17 protein-coding genes and 2 tRNA genes are annotated in these 20,536 nt (G+C 71.1%); 8 read left to right on the top strand and 11 right to left on the bottom strand.

The annotated features are described in order from the left end of the window. Positions 1–133 precede the first annotated feature (133 nt). From ABZ714_RS20260 to ABZ714_RS20230, 7 genes are all read right to left on the bottom strand, one after another. Positions 134–862 carry a DUF2637 domain-containing protein gene (locus tag ABZ714_RS20260; protein WP_358826644.1) on the bottom strand — a complete coding sequence of 243 codons (729 nt, stop codon included), beginning with the start codon at positions 860–862 and terminating at the stop codon, positions 134–136. Between the two features lie 48 nt (positions 863–910). Continuing rightward, complete coding sequence (locus ABZ714_RS20255; RefSeq protein WP_358826643.1) at positions 911–2,317, bottom strand: cell division protein FtsK; 1,407 nt, start codon at positions 2,315–2,317, stop codon at positions 911–913. Positions 2,318–2,487: 170 nt separating this feature from the next. Continuing rightward, positions 2,488–3,039, bottom strand: a complete 552-nt coding sequence (locus ABZ714_RS20250) for a GNAT family protein (RefSeq protein WP_358826642.1) — start codon at positions 3,037–3,039, stop codon at positions 2,488–2,490. After that, complete coding sequence (locus tag ABZ714_RS20245; protein WP_358826641.1) at positions 3,036–3,674, bottom strand: lasso peptide biosynthesis B2 protein; 639 nt, start codon at positions 3,672–3,674, stop codon at positions 3,036–3,038. Before ABZ714_RS20245 ends, ABZ714_RS20250 begins: the two co-directional genes overlap by 4 nt. Beyond that, on the bottom strand, positions 3,671–5,371 hold the full coding sequence (locus ABZ714_RS20240) for an albusnodin/ikarugamycin family macrolactam cyclase (RefSeq protein WP_358826640.1): 1,701 nt from the start codon (positions 5,369–5,371) through the stop codon (positions 3,671–3,673). Before ABZ714_RS20240 ends, ABZ714_RS20245 begins: the two co-directional genes overlap by 4 nt. A 71-nt stretch (positions 5,372–5,442) precedes the next feature. Next, entirely contained in the window at positions 5,443–5,571 is a 129-nt protein-coding gene (locus ABZ714_RS20235; protein WP_358826639.1) for an albusnodin family lasso peptide, read from the bottom strand. Between the two features lie 111 nt (positions 5,572–5,682). Beyond that, entirely contained in the window at positions 5,683–5,841 is a 159-nt protein-coding gene (locus ABZ714_RS20230; RefSeq protein WP_358826638.1) for a hypothetical protein, read from the bottom strand. Between the two features lie 301 nt (positions 5,842–6,142). Here ABZ714_RS20230 and ABZ714_RS20225 point away from each other — a divergent pair, with 301 nt between their 5' ends. The 3 genes from ABZ714_RS20225 to ABZ714_RS20215 all read left to right on the top strand — a co-directional run bounded on the left by ABZ714_RS20225 (position 6,143) and on the right by ABZ714_RS20215 (position 9,032). Continuing rightward, a complete protein-coding gene (locus ABZ714_RS20225; protein ID WP_358826637.1) occupies positions 6,143–7,438 on the top strand; it encodes a helix-turn-helix domain-containing protein in 1,296 nt (431 codons plus the stop codon). Further along, positions 7,435–8,265 carry a class I SAM-dependent methyltransferase gene (locus ABZ714_RS20220; protein WP_358826636.1) on the top strand — a complete coding sequence of 277 codons (831 nt, stop codon included), beginning with the start codon at positions 7,435–7,437 and terminating at the stop codon, positions 8,263–8,265. The genes ABZ714_RS20225 and ABZ714_RS20220 overlap by 4 nt, the downstream gene beginning before the upstream one ends. A gap of 518 nt (positions 8,266–8,783) precedes the next feature. Further along, positions 8,784–9,032 carry a hypothetical protein gene (locus ABZ714_RS20215; RefSeq protein WP_358826635.1) on the top strand — a complete coding sequence of 83 codons (249 nt, stop codon included), beginning with the start codon at positions 8,784–8,786 and terminating at the stop codon, positions 9,030–9,032. Between the two features lie 77 nt (positions 9,033–9,109). Here ABZ714_RS20215 and ABZ714_RS20210 read toward each other — a convergent pair whose 3' ends face one another. Continuing rightward, entirely contained in the window at positions 9,110–10,096 is a 987-nt protein-coding gene (locus ABZ714_RS20210; RefSeq protein ID WP_358826634.1) for a bifunctional DNA primase/polymerase, read from the bottom strand. Positions 10,097–10,450: 354 nt separating this feature from the next. Here ABZ714_RS20210 and ABZ714_RS20205 point away from each other — a divergent pair, with 354 nt between their 5' ends. From ABZ714_RS20205 to ABZ714_RS20195, 3 genes are all read left to right on the top strand, one after another. Then, a complete protein-coding gene (locus ABZ714_RS20205; RefSeq protein WP_358826633.1) occupies positions 10,451–10,759 on the top strand; it encodes a hypothetical protein in 309 nt (102 codons plus the stop codon). Positions 10,760–11,426: 667 nt separating this feature from the next. Then, entirely contained in the window at positions 11,427–12,014 is a 588-nt protein-coding gene (locus ABZ714_RS20200) for a SigE family RNA polymerase sigma factor (protein ID WP_358826632.1), read from the top strand. A 348-nt stretch (positions 12,015–12,362) separates the two neighbouring features. Continuing rightward, positions 12,363–14,015 carry a long-chain fatty acid--CoA ligase gene (locus ABZ714_RS20195; protein WP_358826631.1) on the top strand — a complete coding sequence of 551 codons (1,653 nt, stop codon included), beginning with the start codon at positions 12,363–12,365 and terminating at the stop codon, positions 14,013–14,015. A gap of 149 nt (positions 14,016–14,164) precedes the next feature. Here ABZ714_RS20195 and ABZ714_RS20190 read toward each other — a convergent pair whose 3' ends face one another. Continuing rightward, positions 14,165–18,472, bottom strand: a complete 4,308-nt coding sequence (locus ABZ714_RS20190; RefSeq protein WP_358826630.1) for a PAS domain-containing protein — start codon at positions 18,470–18,472, stop codon at positions 14,165–14,167. Positions 18,473–18,679: 207 nt separating this feature from the next. After that, positions 18,680–19,159 carry an SSI family serine proteinase inhibitor gene (locus ABZ714_RS20185; protein WP_358826629.1) on the bottom strand — a complete coding sequence of 160 codons (480 nt, stop codon included), beginning with the start codon at positions 19,157–19,159 and terminating at the stop codon, positions 18,680–18,682. Positions 19,160–19,430: 271 nt separating this feature from the next. Here ABZ714_RS20185 and ABZ714_RS20180 point away from each other — a divergent pair. Both ABZ714_RS20180 and ABZ714_RS20175 read left to right on the top strand, forming a co-directional pair. Next, positions 19,431–19,524, top strand: a tRNA-Ser gene (locus ABZ714_RS20180). A 258-nt stretch (positions 19,525–19,782) separates the two neighbouring features. Then, positions 19,783–19,855: transfer RNA gene (locus ABZ714_RS20175), tRNA-Arg, on the top strand. Positions 19,856–20,081: 226 nt separating this feature from the next. On the opposite strand, the gene ABZ714_RS20170 is transcribed toward ABZ714_RS20175, so the two are convergent. Continuing rightward, positions 20,082–20,411, bottom strand: a complete 330-nt coding sequence (locus tag ABZ714_RS20170; RefSeq protein ID WP_358826688.1) for a hypothetical protein — start codon at positions 20,409–20,411, stop codon at positions 20,082–20,084. Positions 20,412–20,536 lie beyond the last annotated feature (125 nt).

The raw sequence follows: 20,536 nt of genomic DNA, 5'->3' as shown, positions 1-20,536 counted from the left end.
TTCCTTTCTGGCATGGGGGTGTCCGCCGTGCGGGCAGCAGCCGACGACTGCTGGGGCTGCTGCCCACAGGCGTGGTGAAGTGCGCCCGGAGGGCGGGAAGGGGTTGCCGGGAAGGCCGGCGGGAGGGGAGGCCCTACAGGGCGGCGTGGAGCGCGGTGGCCATCGGCAGGTCGATCCCGAGCCGTGCCTTCAACTGGGCCGAGGTGATGGGCTCACCGTGTTCGGCCTGATGGGACAGGGCGATCGATCGCGCTTCGTTCAGCAGCGGCTCAGGCAGTTTGGAGGCGGGAGCCGTGGACGCCGGGGCGGGTCTGTCGGGGGCCGGAGCAGGGCCGACAGGGAGAAGAGGCTCGACGGCCGGGGCGGCAATCTCCGGGGATGCCTTTGTGTCGGCGTCGCCGAGGGCGACCGGCTGAGGAGCGGGCGGCCGATCCGGGGAGGGAGCCGGTGCGGACTCGATGGCCACGGCGTGGAAGTGGCGCAGGAGCTGAGGGCCCACAGTGCCCCAACTCAGGAGGAGCAGCGGGGCGACCGCGTCCACGGCGGCACGGCCGTAGTGCCCGGCGATGATCGGTTCGGCGATGTTGAGGGCCAGGGTCAGCAGGCCGGAGACGTGCATCAGGCGCGTCGCGGCCTTCAGTTCCTCGGCGGAGACGCCGCGCAGGGACAAGTGGTGCAGGGCGACCATCAGACCGACGACGGACAGGTCCACCATGGGGGCGATCAGGGGCGCGATCGGTTCGGGGATGCCCAGGCGGAGAGCGAGGGACCAGACGTTGCCGAAGGAGAAGACGAACGCCAGGGCCGCGATGATGATCATGACCACGGTCACGGTGCGCTGAGTGATCCGGTCCTCTTTCATGAGGTGTTCACCTCCTTTCCAGTGGTGAGGTACGGCAAGGGGTCGAGGTCAGGCGGCTTCCGGCAAGCCGTCGTCCTCCTTCTTGGTGAGCGGTACGGGCGCGGACGCCCGCAGCCGGGCAAGGAGATCGGCCGGGTCCCGTGTGAGGTGGGCGGTCGCGGAGGCTATCCGGGCGGCGTGCTCGCCGGCCACGAAGGGCGTACGCACGCGGAGGAAGCCGGGGCCGAACTGGTTGTTCATGGAGGCGACGCCGACGTAGGAGGGGTCCTGGAGGTTGACGGGACTGGCGTCCTCCCAGTTGCGGATGTCCTCGCCGAGCGCGGCCACCGCGGCTTCGGCGGTCTTCTGCGCGAAGGACAGCCCTACCGGGCACACATCGCGGATGAACGTGGGGATCGCGTCGCCGGTCGCCTTCTGCGTGGCCAGGATGGTCAGGAAGCCCACCGAGCGGCCCTTCTTGACCAGTGCTTCCACGAGCCGGGCGTTATCGGCTGCCAGCGCCGCCAGCTTCTTGGTCCTGGGGTCACTGCCCTTGTGATCGCGGAAGTAGGTGTGCGCTTCATCGATGATCACGACCACCAGGGGCCACTTCTCGGAGGGGCCGACGTGCCACATGTTCGGTGAACCGAGCAGCGACAGAACGGCGGAGGTGCGATCCCGCAGGAGTTCCACCAGGCGGTTGAGCAGCCTGTTCGCGTCCTCCAGGTCGTCCCCGGCGAAGTCGAACATCCTCTGGGAGAGATGGGCATAGTCCCCCTCGCTCGCGGCGGAGACCTTTCCGTCGAAGCCCACGAACTGGATCGCGGGCGAGGGGCCCCAGTCGCAGATGAGGCGGTTGATGAGTGAGGTCTTGCCGTAGCCGGGCAGGCCGGCCACGGTGACGCCCGGCACCTCCGCCAGGTTCGCGGAGACGGGTTGTGCGTACTCGTCCTGGCCCAGGTTCCAGGTGGCAGGCTTCGCCGGAACCCGCCCCGTGGGGGTGTGCGTGGTCTTCAGCGTGAGCGGGTCCAGGCGAACGCCCCGGATGACGAAGAGACCGGGCTTGTCCGGCTGGACGGAAACCCGCGCGCACCGCCAGGCGTCGGCCAGATAGGGGGCGGCCTTCTGGAATTCCTCCAGCCCAACGCCGGGTACGCAGTTCGCCAGCGCGACGACGCCGAACCGGTCGGGGGTGACCTTGAGGGCTGGGATCACGACCCGTGGCTTGATCGGCTTGCCCTCCGGGTTGGCCAGGACCGCCATCGTGGTCGGGGTCTTGTCCACCGCCGCCAGCTTGATCATCGGGGCGAGCCGCTTCCAGCTCCTGCGGACCCGTACCGCCTGCCGGATGCTGGCCCGCAGCATCTCGTCCGCTCGTATGTAGCGGATCACCCACCACAGGGCCCACAGGCCAATCAGGACGAGGCCCGCCCCCACCACGACGGGGGCGTAGGCGTACGCCTCCTGCACAGTCACTTGCTCTCCTCGGATGTGCCCCGCAGGGGCCGGGACATGGATGTCGTGGACCGGGGTCCCTGCCCGAGTTGCCGGCCAGCGTACGGCCCCCTGGCCATGCCCGACCCCGGACCGGGCAGGACACCGGCCAAAGCCGCGCCAGCCCCCGCGTGGGCGGCTTTCCGCCGTGATCAGGCGGGGTCGGCGGTCACCAAGTGGTCGTCGGCGAGGGCGTCCATCAGGAGTTCGTCGCAGGGGCGGCCCTGCCAGTAGCCGGACTGCCGCAGGCGGCCTGCGGGCTGGAAGCCGGCCTTCTGGTAGGCCGCGACGCCGGCCGCGTTGGGCTCCAGGACCTTGAGCCAGACCATGCGGAGGGCGGCGTACTCGAACGCCCAGCGGAGGGTGAGGGCGGTGGCCTCGGTGGCGAGGCCCCGGCCACGGGCTTCGGGGGCCATCAGGATCACGAACTCCGCCGTCCGTACCGCTCCGTCGATCTGGAGGGTGGTGAGCCCGACGGGGGTGTGGTCGTCGGTGGTGACCACCTCGAACTGGGGGTAGTCGCGGTTGGCGCGCTGGCGCTCCCAGCCGCCCGAGCGGGCTTCCCAGGACTGGGGGACCTGGGTGCCGAAGCCGAGGATGGTGCCGGAGTCGTTCTCCCAGCGGTGGTAGTCGGGAAGGTGATCGCGGTCGGGGAGGACCAAGGCGACGCGTTCGCCGGTGAGCAGGATCTGCGGGGCGGTCATCGGTACCTCTTCGCTGTTGCTGCCGGGGTGTTGAGGGGTGTGTAGTCGTCAGTCTGGTCCGGTTCCTCGACCGGGCGGGCGTGAATATCGCAGATCCACGCGTGCAATCGGATGGGGTCGGTGGCGATGCCGTGCCGCCAGACCCCGCCCCGGCCGCGGCACGCCAGCAGCAGCGAGGCCGTCGTGGATTCCTCCAGACAGGCGACTCGGGCGGGCAGGACACGGGCCGCCCAGCGGACGGAGCGGACCGCGAGCGCCGCTTGGTCCCGGGGCGGAGGAGGGAGGTTCCGGCCGGCCTCGGCGAGGCGGACCAGGCGGCCGAAGCGTGTTCCACGGCTGCCGAACTGCCGGACGGCGAGCGTGCAGAGAAGCAGCACGGCCGCGGCCAGGGCCCATCGCCATGGCGGCCGGGGAAGGGCCGGGAGGCAGGCGGCCGATTCGCTGGTTCCCCAGGAGACCGCGGACGACTGAACGGTCACGGGAGCCGGAGCCGCGCTGTCGTCCAGATCATCGAGCCAGCGGGTCAGCGACGCTCCGGTGAGGACCGTGGTGGAGCCGGTGCGGTAGTCGATGACCACCCCGGTCCGGTCGATGATCGCCGTACGGGTGTGCCGGTTCGGGAGCGGCGTGGTCATGGCCTCGTCTCCCACCGTACGAGCTGTGTGGCCGTTCCGGAGGCGCGGAGCCAGAGCTCCGTGCCGAGGACCGGTTCGATCAGTCCCCAGGGGATGTCGACCCCGAGCGCGCCCCGGCGAAGCAGTGATCGCAGCACCGCCGGCTGGACCAGACCGAGATCCGCGAGGTGCCCGTCCGCCAGCTCCAGGACGCGGCCCAGGTTGGCCCGGAGACCGTGGTGGTGGTCCATGGCGAACAGACCCTTCGCCCCGCGCCGTACTACCGAGTCGGGCAGCAGGTCCCGGACCGAGTCGGTCAGAAGGGGCTTGTAGCGGTGTGCCGACCAGCGTTCCTCGGCGGGGACGGCCAGGGCGGATTCCATGATCCGGGCGTCGGTGAACGGGTTGTGCATCTCGATCCCGAACGCGGCGGCCAACTGGTTCTCCGTGGCCGCCGTACGGCCGACGTAGCGGCACTCCGCGAGAAGGTGGCGATCGGCGTGCCCCAGGTGTCCGCTGTGCGGGCCGGGTGAGGTGACGGCGTCGGCCAGGTCGAGGGCATCGCTGGTCAGCCAGGTCTTCGAGGCTGCCGAGGTGCCCAGTCGATCGGGGCGTTTCCACGCCGTGGCCAGGGCAGTCCAGGGGCTGGCCCGGTGGAGACGTGCCCAGGACTGGGCGTCCGAGGCGAGACGGAGCAGGCGCCCCGAGCGTACGAGGTCGGCGAGGTGGACCGGCGGCGGGAGGAAGAGGGAGTCACCGCCGTCGCCCGTGAGGTGGACCTCGATTCCCTCGGACTCCAGCAGGACGAACTGGGAGAAGAGCTGGGCGATGGTGATCGAGGACGGTGCGGGTTCGTCGGTGAGGAGCAGCGCGTCGAGATCGGTGAAGGGAAGGTGCTCCCGTCCCAGCGGCATCAGGCGGTGCCGGATGGCGGGGAATGCCCGCGCGACCTCGTGAGCGTGATCGGTGTCGCCGCCGCTCTCCCTCCCTTTCGGGTGGAGGGTGACACCGAGGACCGGACCGCACCGGGCCGCTTCGGCGGCGAGCGTGCTGGAGTCGAGTCCACCGGACAGATCCGAGGAGGCCGCCCGGCCGGTCACGCGGATCAGGACGCTGTCCGCCAGGTCGTCGCGGAGCCGCTCGACGGATGCGGCTCGGGTGGCCGACGGGGTTTCCCAGTACGGGACGCAGGCCGACGACCCGTTCGGGGAGACGGTCCAGCGGTATCCCGGCGGGATCTGTTCCACCCCGGTCCACGCCGAACGTTCGGGAGTCCACGCGGTCGGGTCCGCCAGATGCGCGGCCAGCCACCCTCGGTCGGGCCCGCAGCCGAGCAGCGACGCGAGGGCGAGAGAACTGGACGCCCAGACGAGGGCGCCGTCATTCGTCCGAGCGAGATAGAGCGGGCAGGTGCCGGCGGGGTCCGCCCACAGGGTGAAGGTGCCCTTCCCGTTGTCCAGGGCGAGGGCGTAGGCGCCGGTCCATGTGGTCGCCGCCGCGTCGAGTTCGCGGTGGTCGGCATGCTCGACCAGTCGGTTCAACTCGGCGTCCACCGCTCCACAGGGTCCGAAGACCGCGAGCCGTCGTCGCGCACTTCCTGTTGCCAGCCGGACGGGCGCACCCACCGTCCAGGTGTCGGGCTCGTGCCACAGCGCCTGGGCGCCGACCGGTGTCGGACTCGGGGAGGGCGAGACGAGGGCTCCACCGAACCACCTCATGTGATCACCTCCAAGGGATTCGAGCCGGAAGGGCGCGGCGGCACCCCGAAGCGGGATGCCGCCGCTGAGGATCAGCAGTCGTACGGGGAGCGCTTGTTCTCCACGCTGCTGCTGCTACCGCCCTGGGTCAGCAGAGCCGCGTTCTCCAGGGGCACGACCTCCTCGTCCGGTTCGATACCGGGCTGGGTGGTGTCCGCCATGGTGTTCACCTCCCTTCTTCGCTGGTTGGGGCGGCGAGATGGTTATCCCTGCCGCAGGTGGCCTCCGGCACTGTGTGTCCGGAGGCGGTTCGGGGGAGTGAGAGGAACTGGTCAGCCGAGGTGGCCGAGGTCAGGTGCTGATTCGCGGGACGGCTCGGTCAGAGGCGATCCGAGGACGGGAGCGCCGTCCTGATGCAGCGCGGTGGCCCCGAGGAGGAGCAGGGTGACGATGTGGCCCAATGCCCAGAAGCCGGTAAGGACCGAGCTCACGGGGTCGCGGTGTTTCCGGGAGTTCCCGGACATGTCTCCTCCAGACTTCGGCACCTAGCAGAGCGGGCCCTACGGGTGGACACCGAATGAGGCACCTGGCGTCGGTGTTCCAAGGCCGGACCTGGCCCAGGAGGCCAGGGCTGTGCACGTGATTTCCGGTCCGTCCGGTTGGGGTGCGCTTCAGTCAACTCCGCTGGCCAGCAGCCGAACAGGGCATATCACCAGGCAGGTTGTAGGCACTGGGAAGGCAGATGCCCGCTAGGATTTCCGCCGCCCCAACTCGACCAGCGGAGACGGCGGGATGATGGCGAACGAGGTTCTGCGAGGGCTCCGACGCGGGCGGCGGTGGACTCAAAGGCAGGCTGCGGAGCGGGTGTGCGCCCAGGTGCGGGCCGCCACTGGACGGGACCCCGAGCTTGACGCGAACTGGATCTCGCGCCTTGAACGCGGGGCGATCACCTGGCCCTCCGGCGACTACCGGGCGGCCCTGTGCGCGGTCTTCCAGGTAGCCCGCGAGGAGGAGCTGGGGCTGTACCCGAAGGGGCTTGGCGAGCCAGCGGTCAACCCGCGCGCGGACGAGCGGAGCGGCTTCGACGCCGATACGGAGCTGTCCTCCCGACTCGCCCGATACGCGGCGGAGACCAACGTCAACGCCGTGGTGCTGGAACAGTTCGACGCCGATGTGGAACGGCTCTCCCAACGGTTTGTCAGTCGGTCGCTGCTTCAGGTGGTCCCGGAGATCCGCACCGTACGGGCAGAGGTATTCCGCTTACTCGAAGGCCGCCAGCACCCCGGCCAGACACGGCATCTGTACGTGATCGCGGGCTGGCTCTGCGGTCTCGCGGCGCATGCTTCGCTCGACCTCGGTGATCGCTCCTCGGCTTCCACCCACGCCCGGACCGTGGTGCAGTGCGCGGAGATCGCAGGGCACGCGGAGTTGCGCTCCTGGGCACGATCGTTCCAGTCGCTGGCCGCCTACTGGGCCGGGGACCACGGAAGGGCGGCAGACCTCGCGAGGGCCGGGCGGGAAGAGGGCCGGGGCCCCGGTTCAGGAACGATCAAGGCCCGGTTGCTGAGTCTGGAGGCACGGGCCCTGGCAGCAGGAGGTGACAGGCGCAACGCCCTGCGTACCCTCACGCTGGCTCATGAGGCGCGAAGCACCGCGGAAGCGGACGAGCCGTCGGGGATCTTCTCGTTCCCTGAGGCGAAGCAATGGGCCTATACCGGCACCACCCTGTTGACGGTCGGGGGACCCGAACAGATCCAGTTGGCGATCACCGCGTCCAACCGCGCGGTGGACCTGTACCAGGCCGGCCCTGAAAGGGAACGCTCCCCTGGTGATGTACACGCCGCCCATCTGGACCTGGCCACCGCCTACCTCGCGAACGGGGAGGTGGAAGGAGTCGGCACGGAGCTCTCCGAGGTTCTGGACGCCGACGGGCACACCGCCAGCATCACCATCAGGCTTCGCAAACTGAGCGCGCTCCTGGGCAGTGGGCCGTACCGTGACGCACAGTCGGTGCTTGATCTTCGTGAGCACATCCACGAGATGACCGTCCGCCCCGCTCTCGTCAGCCACCCCACGGAGCCGCGATGACTGCCCAGCCCACGAACGACGCTTCGGTCACCGACCGGGGTCTTCTCTCCACCAAGGCATACGGCACAGGCCGTCACCTGTCCGCTCGCCAGTCGCTGTACCAGTGGCAGACCCCGCGCCACGATCTTCCGGGCATCGTCGTGAACGAGCTGGAGGGAGTGCGAGGCCCGATCGCGGATGTGGGCTGCGGCAACGGGAAGTTCGTACGGCGGATACGGGAGGACCGGCCCGACCTCACCGTGGTCCCCCTGGACGTCTCACCCGGCATCGTCGGCGACATCCCCGGAGCTCTCGTCGCGGACGCTCAGCAGCTCCCCATCACCGATGGAGTGCTCGGCGTGGCCCTGGCGCTCCACATGCTGTACCACGTCGAGGACCAGGCCCAGGCCGTGCGCGAACTGGGCAGAGTCCTGGCGCCCGGCGGGATGGCGATCGTCTCCACCAACAGCCGGACCGACAAGCGGGAGCTGGAAAGCCTCTGGAGCCGGTCCGCCGCGGATGTCCTGGGCACCCCGGAGGGGCCGGCCAGGGTGCAGTTGTCCGCGCGCTTCACCCTGGAGGACGCACCGGCGGTACTCGGCGAGGTCTTCACCGATATCCGCACGATCCCCCTTCCCGGGGTCATCGAGGTGACCGACGCCGAACCGGTCGTCGCGCATCTGGCCTCGTACGAAGCCTGGGCGGACCGGATGGGTGTCCCGTTCCGGGAGACCGTCGAGCGAGCCCGCGAACGGGTCGAGGAGACCATCCGGGCGGAGGGAGCGTTCCGCATCACATGTCTGGGCGGCATCCTCGTCTGCCGAGGGGCGAAGGTGCGGGCAGCCTGAGCCTTGTGGACCAGGTGTGGACCACGGCCCGGTCGCAGCAGCCCTTGAGTCGGAGAACGGCCAGGTGGGATCAGGTGTGGAGACCGGAAGCGGAACGGTCTTGAAAACCGTCGTGGCGCGAGTCACCGTGGGTTCAAGTCCCACACCCACCGCCCTGATGGAACGGCCTCTGACCAGCATGATCGGTCAGGGGCCTTTCGTCTGCCCGGGCGTCTGTCCGGAACGGTCGGGCGGGTCGGCGGGTTTGGACGGCCCGAGGGTGGGGTGGCCGAAAGTGGGGGCGGGTTTCGGTCAGGCGGTGGGGATTCGGTCATGATCACATCAACGCTTCCAGGTACTTTACTTGCCCTTGACCTGATGGCAGGCTGACGTCCATCTCAGCCCCCCACAGGCAAAACCTTCTCAACTCCCCCTGTTCATAAGGGAGTTGAGCCTGGGCTGATTTCAGTGGAATTTCAGTGGAAACAGACCTCTGGATCGGAGTGCTCGTGAAGCGTCGTGTTCGTTGTGCGGCTTTTGTGGCGACTGTCGCGGCGGGTGTCGCCCTGACCCTGTCGAGCGGTACCGCGCACGCCCAGGAGAAGCAGGCGGCTCCCCGTGCCGGGGGCGGTCTGATCAACATCAACGGGCCGCTGATCTACAACACCGGTGACATCGATCTGCTCGAGGACGTCTTCGAGCACATCAGCATCCCGATCTTCGGCCAGGCCGTGCACCAGATGTACGACTGGGCGAAGTTCGAGGGCGGCCTCTTCGGCAAGAAGTAGCCGCGGAGCCCGGGACGCCGGGACGCCGGAATCGGTTGTGAAGGGGTGCCCCGCCGGCGGGGCACCCCTTTCCGGTGTTACGGGTGCTTCGGCGCGGCGGTCCCGTGGCGGCGGCCCCGCTGTTCCGAGGTGAGGCGGTGGGCGGAGGCGATGGTGGCGCGGGCCTCGGGTTCGGGGAGTCCGGCATGGACGGCGGCGCGGGTGAGAGCGTCGGCCAGGGTCTCGCCGATGCCGTTCTCGTAGGCCCGGCAGGCGGCCCAGAACAGCCGGGTGTTCCGTTGGCCCTCGTGGGCGGCGCGGACGAAGTGCACCAGGCCGTGGCCGTGGGAGGGGCGCGGATGCGAAGCGCCGGGGTGGTGAGGGCGTGCGGGGGGCGCGATCAGCCGAAGGAGCGTGCGCGGGCAGGGCGCGGGCGCGAGCCGGGCCGTACCGGGGGCGAGGCGGTACGTCCCCCGGGCGGTCGCCGAGCCGGGGCCGACGAGGTAGCCCCCGTACCCCCGGATGTCGATCCCGGGGGCCAGCCGGCTCGCGGAGTTGGGGACGGTGACATCGGGCGGGCCGGTGAGCCAGAGATGGCGGCCCCCGCTCGGGGTGATCACGGTGACCGTCTCCGGGATCGTGAACAGATGCCGGAGCGCGAGGTCCCGCAGCGCCGTGAAGGACGCGGGCGAATCCGGCGCGGACGGCGCCGGGCCCTGGTCGGCGGGGGTGCCGGAGATGTCCGGGGTGGTGACGTCGAGGTCGATCCCGATCAGCCGGTGCGGTGCCCGGCCGCACGCGATGCCGTAGCCGGTCGCCCCGGGCGCGGCGGCGAACAGGGCGCGTACGGCCGCCGGGTCGGTGGTGGCGTCGTGGACGCCGTGGCCGGGCAGCCCGCAGGCGCCGCGGCACCGTTCGGTCCGGGCGGCGTCGGCGGCCCGGCCGGGGGCCGGCTCGTCGCGGTGCGGCGACCGCAGGGCCGGGAGTTTCGAGGCGGACAGCGGGATGACGGGGAGGCCGCGTTCGGCGGCGGCCAGGGCGTGGGCGAGAACGAGGGTGGAGGTCTCTCTGTCGGGCAGGGCCATGAGCTTATTTTCGTACTTGTGTTCGAAGATCGGTAGAGGGGGGTGACAGGGCCGAGGGATGCCGTAACGGTTCACCTCTTGTCGCGCCCGGGATCCAGGGTTATCCGGCGGGGTCGGTTCCGGTGGTCCGTACCGGTCTGCGGGCGTGAAAGGGGTTTATCTGCTTGTCCTCACGCTTGAGGGGGAATCGCTCCGGCTTGGGTGGTTCGGCGGGGGTTCGTTGGGCAACTCTGGGGGCGCGACGTCGTCATCGCGATCCGGCGCGTTCGGTCCTTGTGGACCGGCGCCCGGAGTCGCCTCGGTGAGATACGTCGTATTTATGGCAGTAGTTATGAATTTTTCGGAGGAGAAGACATGGCAAGCATCCGTACGGTCCGCGTTCTCGCCGCTGTTGCCGCCCTGCCCCTGACGGCTGTCCTGTTCACCGGGGTCGCCTCGGCCGACAACGGAGCTTTCGCGGACAACGGATCGAATACGACCATCGCCTCGATCGCCGGCAGCGGGGTGGGCGGCGCCAATCACGGCAACTCGACCACCAGCCAGCAGGTCGCCAGCGGCGCCGGTTCCTCGAACCAGAGCAATAACGCCAGCGTCAACGGCTCGGCCTTCACCGCCATCGACCAGGACAACGTGAATGTCCACTTCGGGCACCTGTGGTGGTGAGGTCCGGCCCGACGGGGGGATGACCGAGGGGTGATGTCGCCTGCGCGGCGGTGCCGGGAGCGCCGCCGCGCAGGCGCTTCTCCGTTCTCGGCGCCTCCTCTTTGTTCTCTTGCCCTCTGTTGGTTCTCACTTCGACGGGCGGGCGACTCCGGGGACATCCGGGTGCGCCCCGGACCCCGGTCCCGGCCGGTACGGGGGTCCGGGCGGCCTCCGGGCCTGTCGGGTGTCCGCCGGGTGTCTGTCGGAGGTATCAGCGCGTCGAAGGACTCACGCGCCGGGGCTCGTACGCCGAAGCCCTCGTCCGGTCCCGCACGCCTGTGAGCACCCGCCCGCGCCCCCTGCCCGTACCGCTGCCGGTTCCCGTACCCGGCGGGTAGGGGTGGACCGGGGTATCAGGGGTAGGAGTGCTTGTTCTCCACCTGGAGGCGTACGGAGGTCCACCCAGGTCGTACTCCCGGAGAGGACCCGTCTCCACCCGGAAAACCGTCACCGGTCCGGGCCATCCCGGCGGAACGGACATCCGCCGGCCACGGCCTCTCCTCCGCCCCTGAGGGTCTTCTCCACCCAGAGGAGGTGGGGTCACCACCACCACTACAACCTGAGGGGGACATGCCTTCGGGCCTTCTGGCCGATCCGCCGGAGCCGGGCCCGCTCCTAGCGTGGAGCTGTGACCACGCCAGTCTGCACAAGCGCTTCGAAGGCCGCCCTGCCGGTGCCTCCGTCGTACGGCACGACCGACGCACGGTACGCGACCAGCTCTTGCTACCCGTCGTTCTCGTCGTATGTGCGGGCGCGGGGCCCCGTGCTGCTGCGGACCGCGCGCTCGCTCACCGCGAACCCCTGCGACGCCGAGGACCTGCTCCAGACCGCCCTCACCAAGACCTATGTGGCCTGGGAGCGGATCGAGGACCACCGGGCGCTCGACGGCTATGTCCGCCGGGCCCTGCTGAACACCCGGACGTCGCAGTGGCGGAAGCGGAAGGTGGACGAGTTCGCCTGCGAGGAGGTGCCCGAGCGGGAGACCTCGCCCACGCCCGACCCGGCGGAGCAGCAGGTGCTGCACGACGCGATGTGGCGGGCGGTGATGAGGCTCCCGGACCGGCAGCGGGCGATGGTGGTGCTGCGTTATTACGAGGACCTGAGCGAGGCCCAGACGGCCGAGGTGCTCGGGGTTTCCGTGGGAACGGTCAAGAGCGCGGTCTCCCGGGCGCTCGGCAAACTCCGCGAGGACCCGGAGCTGGCGCCCGCGCGCTGAGCCGCAGCGTACGAATCCGTACGCAGACATGCGAAGGCGTGCGAATCCAGACGTACGAATCCGTACGGCACACCGGCTCCGACGACGCCCGGGTGTTCGCGAGGCCGCGTACCACCCGAACGCCGCGAGCCCGACGGGCTTCGCGGACAGCACCGCCAGAGCCCGATCCACCGCTCCATCCGGCGCCTGCCCGGTGCCCACCACCCGGCCGCGGCCACCGGCCGCCCCTCCACTCGCCCCCGACGGCGATTTCGTCTCCCCCGGGTAGTGACATACCGCCTGGTACGCGAGCAGAATCTTCACACCCTTACTGCCGCGTAGCATCACAGCGCCCACCGGGAGGACGCCGTGCTGAGCACCATGCAGGATCTACCGCTGACCGTGAGCCGCATCCTCGAACACGGGATGAGAGTTCACGCGGGTTCCCAGGTCACGACCTGGACCGGCGGTCCCGAACCGGAGCGCCGCAGCTTCGGCGAGGTCGGTGAACGGGCGATCCGGCTGGCGAACGCGCTCCGCGACGAGCTGGGGGTCGACGGCGACCAGCGGGTCGCGACCCTCATGTGGAACAACGCCGAACATCTGGAGGCGTATCTGGCCGTGCCCTCCATGGGCGCCGTCCTGCATACGCTCAATCTCCGGCTCCCCGCCGAGCAGCTGATCTGGATCGCGAACCACGCCGCCGACCGGGTGGTCATCGTCAACGGCTCGCTGCTCCCCCTGCTCGCCCCGCTGCTGCCGCATCTGCCCACCGTCGAACACATCGTGGTCTCGGGACCCGGTGACCGGGGGCTGCTGACCGGTGCGGACACCGAGGCGCGGATCCACGAGTACGAGGAGCTGCTGGCGGACCGCCCGACCACCTTCGACTGGCCGGAGCTGGACGAACGTACCGCCGCCGCCATGTGTTACACCTCCGGCACCACCGGCGATCCCAAGGGCGTGGTCTTCTCCCACCGTTCGATCTATCTGCATTCGATGCAGGTGGGTATGGCGGAGTCGATGGGCCTGACGGACAAGGACACGACCCTCGTCGTCGTGCCGCAATTCCATGTAAATGCCTGGGGAATTCCGCACGCCACCTTTATGACCGGTGTCGGCATGCTGATGCCGGATCGTTTCCTCCAGCCCGCGCCGCTGGCCGAGATGATCGAGCGCGAGCGGCCGACGCACGCCGCCGCGATCCCCACCATCTGGCAGGGCCTGCTCGCCGAGGTCACCGCCAACCCGCGCGATCTGACGTCCCTCACCCAGGTCACCATCGGCGGCTCGGCCTGTCCTCCGGCGCTGATGAAGGCCTACGACGAGCTGGGCGTACGGCTCTGTCCGGCCTGGGGCATGACGGAGACCTCCCCGCTCGGCACGATGGCCCACCCGCCGGGCGGACTCACCCCCGAGGAGGAGTGGCCGTACCGCAATACGCAGGGCCGGTTCCCGGCCGGGGTCGAGGGCCGGATCGTCGGCCCGGGCGGGGACGTCCTGCCCTGGGACAACGAGTCGGTCGGCGAGCTGGAGGTACGCGGCCCGTGGATCACGGCCTCGTACTTCGGCGGCACCGGGGCCGAACCGCTCCGCCCCGAGGACAAGTTCAGCGACGACGGCTGGCTGAAGACCGGTGACGTCGGAGTGATCAGCCACGACGGCTTCCTCACCCTCACCGACCGGGTCAAGGACGTGATCAAGTCCGGTGGCGAGTGGATCTCCAGCATCGCCCTGGAGAACGCGCTGATGGCCCATCCCGAAGTCGCCGAGGCGGCGGTGGTCGCGGTGCCCGACCCCAAGTGGGACGAGCGCCCGCTGGCGACCGTGGTCCTCAAAGCCGGTGCGACCGTCGATCTGCCGGGTCTGAAGGCGTTCCTCGCCGAGACCGTGGCGAAGTGGCAGCTCCCGGAGCGCTGGTCGCTGGTCGAGGAGGTGCCGAAGACGAATATCGGCAAGTTCGACAAGCGGGTGATCCGCAGGCAGTACGCGGACGGGGAACTGGACGTCGTCGAGGTGTAGTTCTTTCCCGGGATACGGGGATAAGTAGATACGGATACGGAGAACCGCGCCCGCCATGGAAATCGGCGGGCGCGGTTCTCCGTATCTTCCGCTGACCGGTCCCGGCTAAGGGCTGTCCCGGTCAGCCGGTCCCGGTCAATCCGCCCCGGTCAGTTGGTACCGATCTTGGCGAGCAGATCGACGATCCGCGACTGCACCTCGGTGCTGGTCGACCGCTCCGCGAGGAACAGCACCGTCTCCCCCGACGCGAGCCGGGGCAGTTCGGCGCGGTTGAGCCCGGCCGAGGTGTAGACGACGAGCGGGGTGCGGTTGAGCCGGCCGTTGGCGCGCAGCCAGTCGATGATCCCGGCCCGGCGGCGCCGTACCTGCATCAGATCCATCACGACCAGGTTGGGCCGCATCTGGGTGGCGAGGGTGACCGCGTCCGCGTCGGCCGCCGCCCGGGCGACCTGGAGACCGCGCCGCTCCAGCGCCTCCGTCAGCGCCAGGGCGATCTCCTCGTGCTCCTCGATCAGCAGTACCCGGGAGGGGTGCTGCTCGCTGTCGCGCGGGGCGAGCGCCTTCAGCAGGACGGCCGGGTCGGCGCCGTACGCGGCCTCTCGCGTGGCCTGCCCCAGACCGGCCGTGACCAGCACCGGAACCTCGGCTGCCACGGCGGCCTGACGGAGCGACTGCAAGGCGGTACGGGTGATCGGACCGGTCAGCGGATCCACGAACAGGGCGGCCGGGAACGCCGCTATCTGCGCGTCGACCTCCTCCCGTGAATGGACCACGACGGGCCGGTAGCCCCGCTCGCTCAGCGCCTGCTGGGTGGAGACGTCGGGCGCGGGCCACACCAGCAGCCGCCGCGGATTGTCCAGCGGCTCGGGCGGCAGCTCGTCGTCGACGGGCTGGGGCGGCGGCCGGTTGTCGACCTCGACCGCGCCGTCCAGCGACTCGGGGCCCTCGGCGCCGTCGTCGGGCGCGCTGATGGCGTAAGCCCGGCCCGGCGCCCCGCCGTCCCGGTCGAGACCGGACGGTACGGGGGTGGCGGCCGGGGTCACCGGGGCCACCGGGGTCGCGGAGGGAGCCGCCGGGACCGCCTGTGCGGCGGCCGACTGCGGGTCCGCACCCGGCTCGGGCCGGTCGGCGGTCGGTGGCGTACCCAGCTTGCGGCGCCGACCGGAACCGGAAGAGCCCTGCTGACCCGGCCCCTGCTGCCCGGAGCCCTGCGGCTGCCCGGATCCGGACGATGCCGAGGACACGGACGCGGGTACGGGAACAGGCGCGGGTACGGGTCCGGGCGCGGCGGCCTGGTGGCCGGGGCCGCCCTGACCGAGGGCCCGCACACTGAACGCCCTCCCCTGCGAGGCGTCCGGCGGCAGCGGTACGCCACCGGCCGGAGTCGGGGCCTCGGCGGGCAACGGCTGTGCGGCGGTACGCCCCTGAGCCGGACCCCCGGTCCGACCACCCCGCGTCGGAGCACCCGGCAGCGGAGCGCCGGGCGCCTGGACGGCGGGCGCGGGAACGGGCGGAGCCGGAGGTACGGGCTCCGCGGGCGGCAGCGGCAGCGACAGGGACCCGGTTCCGCCGGTCCCGTGCGGATGCGACACCGGTACGGATCCGTCGGCGGGGGCCCCGGACGCGCCCGGGGCCTCCGGGGCGAGCGGTCGGCCGTGTCCGGCCGTGTCGTCGGCTCCCTCCGGACGGCGGGCCCGGCGGCGGCCCGTCGGAGCGGGCGCGGCCGGATCGGGCCCCGTGCCGGGACCGGCACCAGGACCGGCAGCCTGACCCGCCCCCGCCCCCGCCCCCGGAACCGGACCGGGAATCGGAAGGGGAATCGGATGCGGCTGCGGGGGAGTGTGCTGATCGGTACCGGGCTGGGTGAACACCAGCTCGTGCTGACCGGTGTCCCCGCCGCCCGGCGCCCGGTCGGCGTCGGCGGGCGGCAGCGCGAACGGGGACCGCGCCTGCGGATCCGTGCCCTCCGCCGGTGCGGGCGCGAGCGCGCGCCGGGCCCGCCGCCCGCCGGCCGCGGCCGCCTGGGCGGGCAGCCCCTGCGCCGGTACGGGCTGTCCGGGACCCGGTACGGGCACCGCGACGGCCTCCGCGCCCTGCACGGGCACGCCACCAAGGCCGCCAGGGCCACCCGTGCCACCGTGGTCGCCCGGTCGGCCCGCGTCCCCGGCCCCGGTTCCGGCCCCGGCCGGAAGCTCGGCCACTCCGCCGTGCCGCGCCCGGCGCACGGCCTGGGCCCCGGCGACGGCCGCACCCTCCACCGGAACGCCCTGCGGCGGTACGGCGGCACCCGGAGCGGCGGCCTGCCCGGCCGCCGCGGCACCCTCGGCGGCGGTCACGACCGCGCCCTCCGCCGGACTCGGCCGCCCGCGCCGACGGCCCGTGCCCCCGGTCGCGTCCTGCGCCGGGATCAGTTCATGAGCCGGTACGCCGCCCTGCGCGCCGCGCCGACGCCCCGTACCGCCGTCGTCCTCGCCCCCGGCACCGATACCGGCACCGGCGGTCTCCGGGCCCGAACCGGAGCCGGAAACGGAGCCGGAACCGGAACCCGGGCCGGAATCGGAGCCCTGCGGCTCCCCGGCGGCCCGCTCCGCCGCCAGCGGGCTCTCCAGGAACGCGTCCGTGGACCCCCGGCGGGCCCGGCGGCGCCCACCGCCCATCGTCTCGTCCGTCGCCTGCTCCGGCAGCGCCAGAACCTGCCCGGCCCCACCGCCGGTCGCCCCGCCGACCGATCCCCCGGCCGGTCCCTCACCACCACCGGCATCGACATCGACGGCGGCCTTCGCCGCCACCGCGCCCGAACCCTCGCCCAGCGGCACCTCGACCACATACGCGCCGCCGCTGGTCCCCGGCACCTCATGGGTCTGTACGACCCCGCCGTGCGCCCCGACGATCCCGCGCACGATGGGCTGATGGACCGGATCGCCCCCGGCGTACGGGCCGCGGATCTCGAACCGGACCACCCTGCCGCGCTGCGCCGCCGCGACCACGATCGTGGAGTCCGCGTACCCCGGCGCCGTACCGTCGTTCAGTACCGGCTGCCGGGTCTTGCCGGTCGCGTCGACCCCGGCGACATCGGCGATCAGATGCGCCAGCGCCGTCGCCAGCCGGCCCGCGTCCACCTCGGCCTCGATCGGCGGCGCGTGCACCGCGAACTGCGCCCGGCCGGGCCCGATCAGCTCCACCGCGCCCTCGACGGCGGTGGCCACCACCGCGTCGAGCAGGACATTCGTCTTCAACAGCGGCTCGTCACCGGTGTCGAGCCGCTGATAGCCGAGAACGTTGTCGATCAGGGTCGTCATCCGGGCGTACCCGGCGGCGAGATGGTGCAGGATCTGGTTCGCCTCGGGCCAGAGCTGCCCGGCCGGGTCGGCGGCGAGCATGCCCAGCTCCGTACGGAGTTCGTCCAGCGGCGCCCGGAGCGCACCGCCCAGGACCGCCGTCAACTGCTCGTGCCGCGCCGCCAGCTCGCGGTGCCGCTCGTCACGGGCCTCGATCTCGGCGGTGTACCGCTCCGACTTGTCGGCGATCTCGGCGGCGTACTCCTCCGCGGCCAGGTCCCGCTCGGCCGTCAGCCGCTCGGTGGTCTCCGCCAGCTCCGTCCTGTGCCGCTCGGCCAGCCGCTCCGACTCGGTCCTGTGCCGCTCGACCAGCTTCTCGAACGGCCTGCGGTCGGTGAAGGTCATCACCGCTCCGACCAGCTGGTCCCCGTCGCGTACCGGCGCCGTCGTCAGGTCGACCGGGACCCGCGAACCGTCCTTCGACCAGAGCACCTGCCCCCGGACCCGGTGCTTCCGCCCGGACCTGAGGGTGTCCGCGAGGGGCGACTCGTTGTACGGGAACGGCTTGCCGTCCTCGCGCGAGTGCAGCACCAGCGGATGCAGCTCCCGGCCACCCAGGTCGCTGGCGCGGAACCCGAGGATCTGGGCCGCCGCCGGATTGACCAGGACGACCCGGCCCTCGGTGTCCGTACCCACGACGCCCTCGGCCGCCGCGCGCAGGATCATCTCGGTCTGCCGCTGCGAACGGGCCAGCTCCGCCTCGGTGTCCACGGTGCCCGACAGATCCCGTACCACCAGCATCAGCAGTTCGTCACCCGTGTAGGTGGTGGCGGCGTCGTACGCCTCGCGCCCGTCCTCCAGATTGGCGCTCGTCACCTCCACGGGGAACTCGCTGCCGTCCGTCCGCCGGGCCGTCATCCGGGTCGGCTTGGTACGGCCCCGGGCGTCGGCGGCCTCCGGCCGGCGCATCGACCCGGGAATCAGCCGGGAGTCGAACGCGGGCAGCAGATCCAGCAACCCGCGCCCGACCAGCGCCGTACCGGGCGCCTCGAACAGCCCGAGGGCGATGGTGTTGGCGTTGACGACGGTGCCGTTGCAATTGACGAGCACCAGGCCGTCGGGGAGTGCGTCGAGTATGGCTGCGAGGCGAGCAGCGCCTCGGGATGGCCTGCTGCTCACGACGACGGTTCCTCCTGACCTACGGACATCAGCCTGTCACTGGAGGGAGTCTAGGGCAGTGGGTGTACCGGGGCGGGGGCTGAGGGTCAGCTCTCATCCGGTGGTGTGCCGACGGTGTGGGGGACCGGTGGGTCCCCCGTGACGTTTCCGGGTACGAGCCCCCGGCCCGATCGGCCCGCCCTCCCGACGCCGACCAGGGGCCGGGCATCAGGCCCCGGCGCTCGGCAGTACCGGCGTGAGGTTGTTCCAGCGGTGGATCTCGCAGCCGTTCTGCCGGGAGAAGGAGGCGTCGACCCGATGCCCCTGCCAGACCCCGGTCACCCGCGCGGTCGCGGGCCCGCCCGCCTGCTGGGTGCAGAACACCCCCCGGTCCACCGGCGCGAAGGGATCCTCCGTACCCCGCGCCAGCTCGTCGAGCCGGTCACAGGCGGCGTCGGCGGCCGGATGATTCCCGCCGACGGCCCCGGCCGGGCCGCACTCCAGCTCGTACCGCCCGTCGGTCCTGGTGTTCCCCGTCTCCGACACCACCACGGTCAGCCGGTCCTCCGCCTGCTCCCCGCCGAGCAGCGGCGGCAGCGGCAGGGGCAGCAGCAGCGGCTGCGCGGCCACCGAAGCACCCGCGAAGGCGGTGAGGGCGGTGAGGGCGGCGGCGGACGCGGTGGCGGTGGTGACGATGCGGCGCAGCATGAACGCTCCTGTTCGGCTCGTACGCGAAACGGAGGGCCGACGGCCCCACACCCTCTAACGCGCCCCGCCCCGTCTCGTTGCGCTCTCCGCCCGCCGAGGCCGCCCCGGGAGCCCATTCGAGAGCCCTCTCGGATGGCTATCGGATGCCTATCGGGGGCCCGGAATCGCCTTTGCTCTCGCCCCCGACCGCCTAGTACGGTGGACGGCGATTGGTGACAGCCCGTGTGGCTGTGTCATCATCGGCACACCACGCGCGGCTGCGCGAGGTGCTGGAGGCGTCGCCTAGTCCGGTCTATGGCGCCGCACTGCTAATGCGGTTTGGGTTTTACCGCCCATCGAGGGTTCAAATCCCTCCGCCTCCGCCAGCAAGATCACCAGAGCCCCGGCCCCTCAGGACCGGGGCTCTGGTGCGTCTGCTCCCGCCACCCCACATCCCTCGTCCGAGGGACGGCGAGGCCCTTGTCGAGGGCCCGTCCGGGGGTCTGTCCACCTCCTGCTCGCGAGACTGTTTTCGCAGGTCAGGAGGGGTGGGGCTAATGGATTTCGCGTGACGGCGCAGGTCATGTAATGTTGTTCCCGCAACGCCGACCGGGACGAAAAGCCCGCGAAGCCGAGCAAGGCAAGCACTCGTAGCTTAACGGATAGAGCATCTGACTACGGATCAGAAGGTTGCAGGTTCGAATCCTGCCGAGTGCACATGAACGAGAGGCCCCGGACGAGAGTCCGGGGCCTCTCGCGTTATGCGATACGCGGTGAAACGCACGGCCGGGTCCACGGTGATCACCGCGTGGTGTCATCCCCTGTCCTCGAGGCTCGACCGGGCGCCCGGGTTTCTGCGCCGGGCTTCGGCCGGCGGGACCGTTGCTGCTGCCGAGATCTCCGCGCGGATGGTGCGTAGAGGCCCCCCGGTCTCCATCGGCGATCAGCGCCCGAGGTGGAATGGGCGGCCCGGATTCGTGGGAATCCACCCTGTGCGGAGCGCGAGCCCGATTGCCTCGGCTACGTCGGACGGCAGTACCGGCCTGGCATCTCGGCCGAGCCAGTTGCTCGGATGCGGCTGGTCGGTGGTGACCACGAGGGTCGTGCCCGGGCTGTCCGCGTGTTCGACCGCGAACGTGCACGGCGACCAGGCCATCCCCTGGTCGTACGTCGGCCTGCCACGCAGCCGCCAGCGGTAGGTCACGCCGTCGACGACGATATGTCGTGACCCCTTGCGGACCAGTGCTACGGCTCCCCCTTCAACTGCTCGAATGCTACCGATCCTGTCTCGTTCCCAGTTCCGTAGCCGGTGCGGGGCGGCAGTCAGGGGGTGGCCGGGCTGCCGGATAGCGGCATTGTGGGGGTGTTGAGGGCGCTGCGATCATTGGGGGGAGAGCG

Origin of the sequence: Streptomyces sp. NPDC006798 (assembly GCF_040635975.1) — a bacterium.
In the GTDB taxonomy this organism is placed as follows: domain Bacteria; phylum Actinomycetota; class Actinomycetes; order Streptomycetales; family Streptomycetaceae; genus Streptomyces.
Note: the sequence above shows the minus strand (reverse complement) of the source record. Positions and strands in the feature narration are given on the sequence as shown.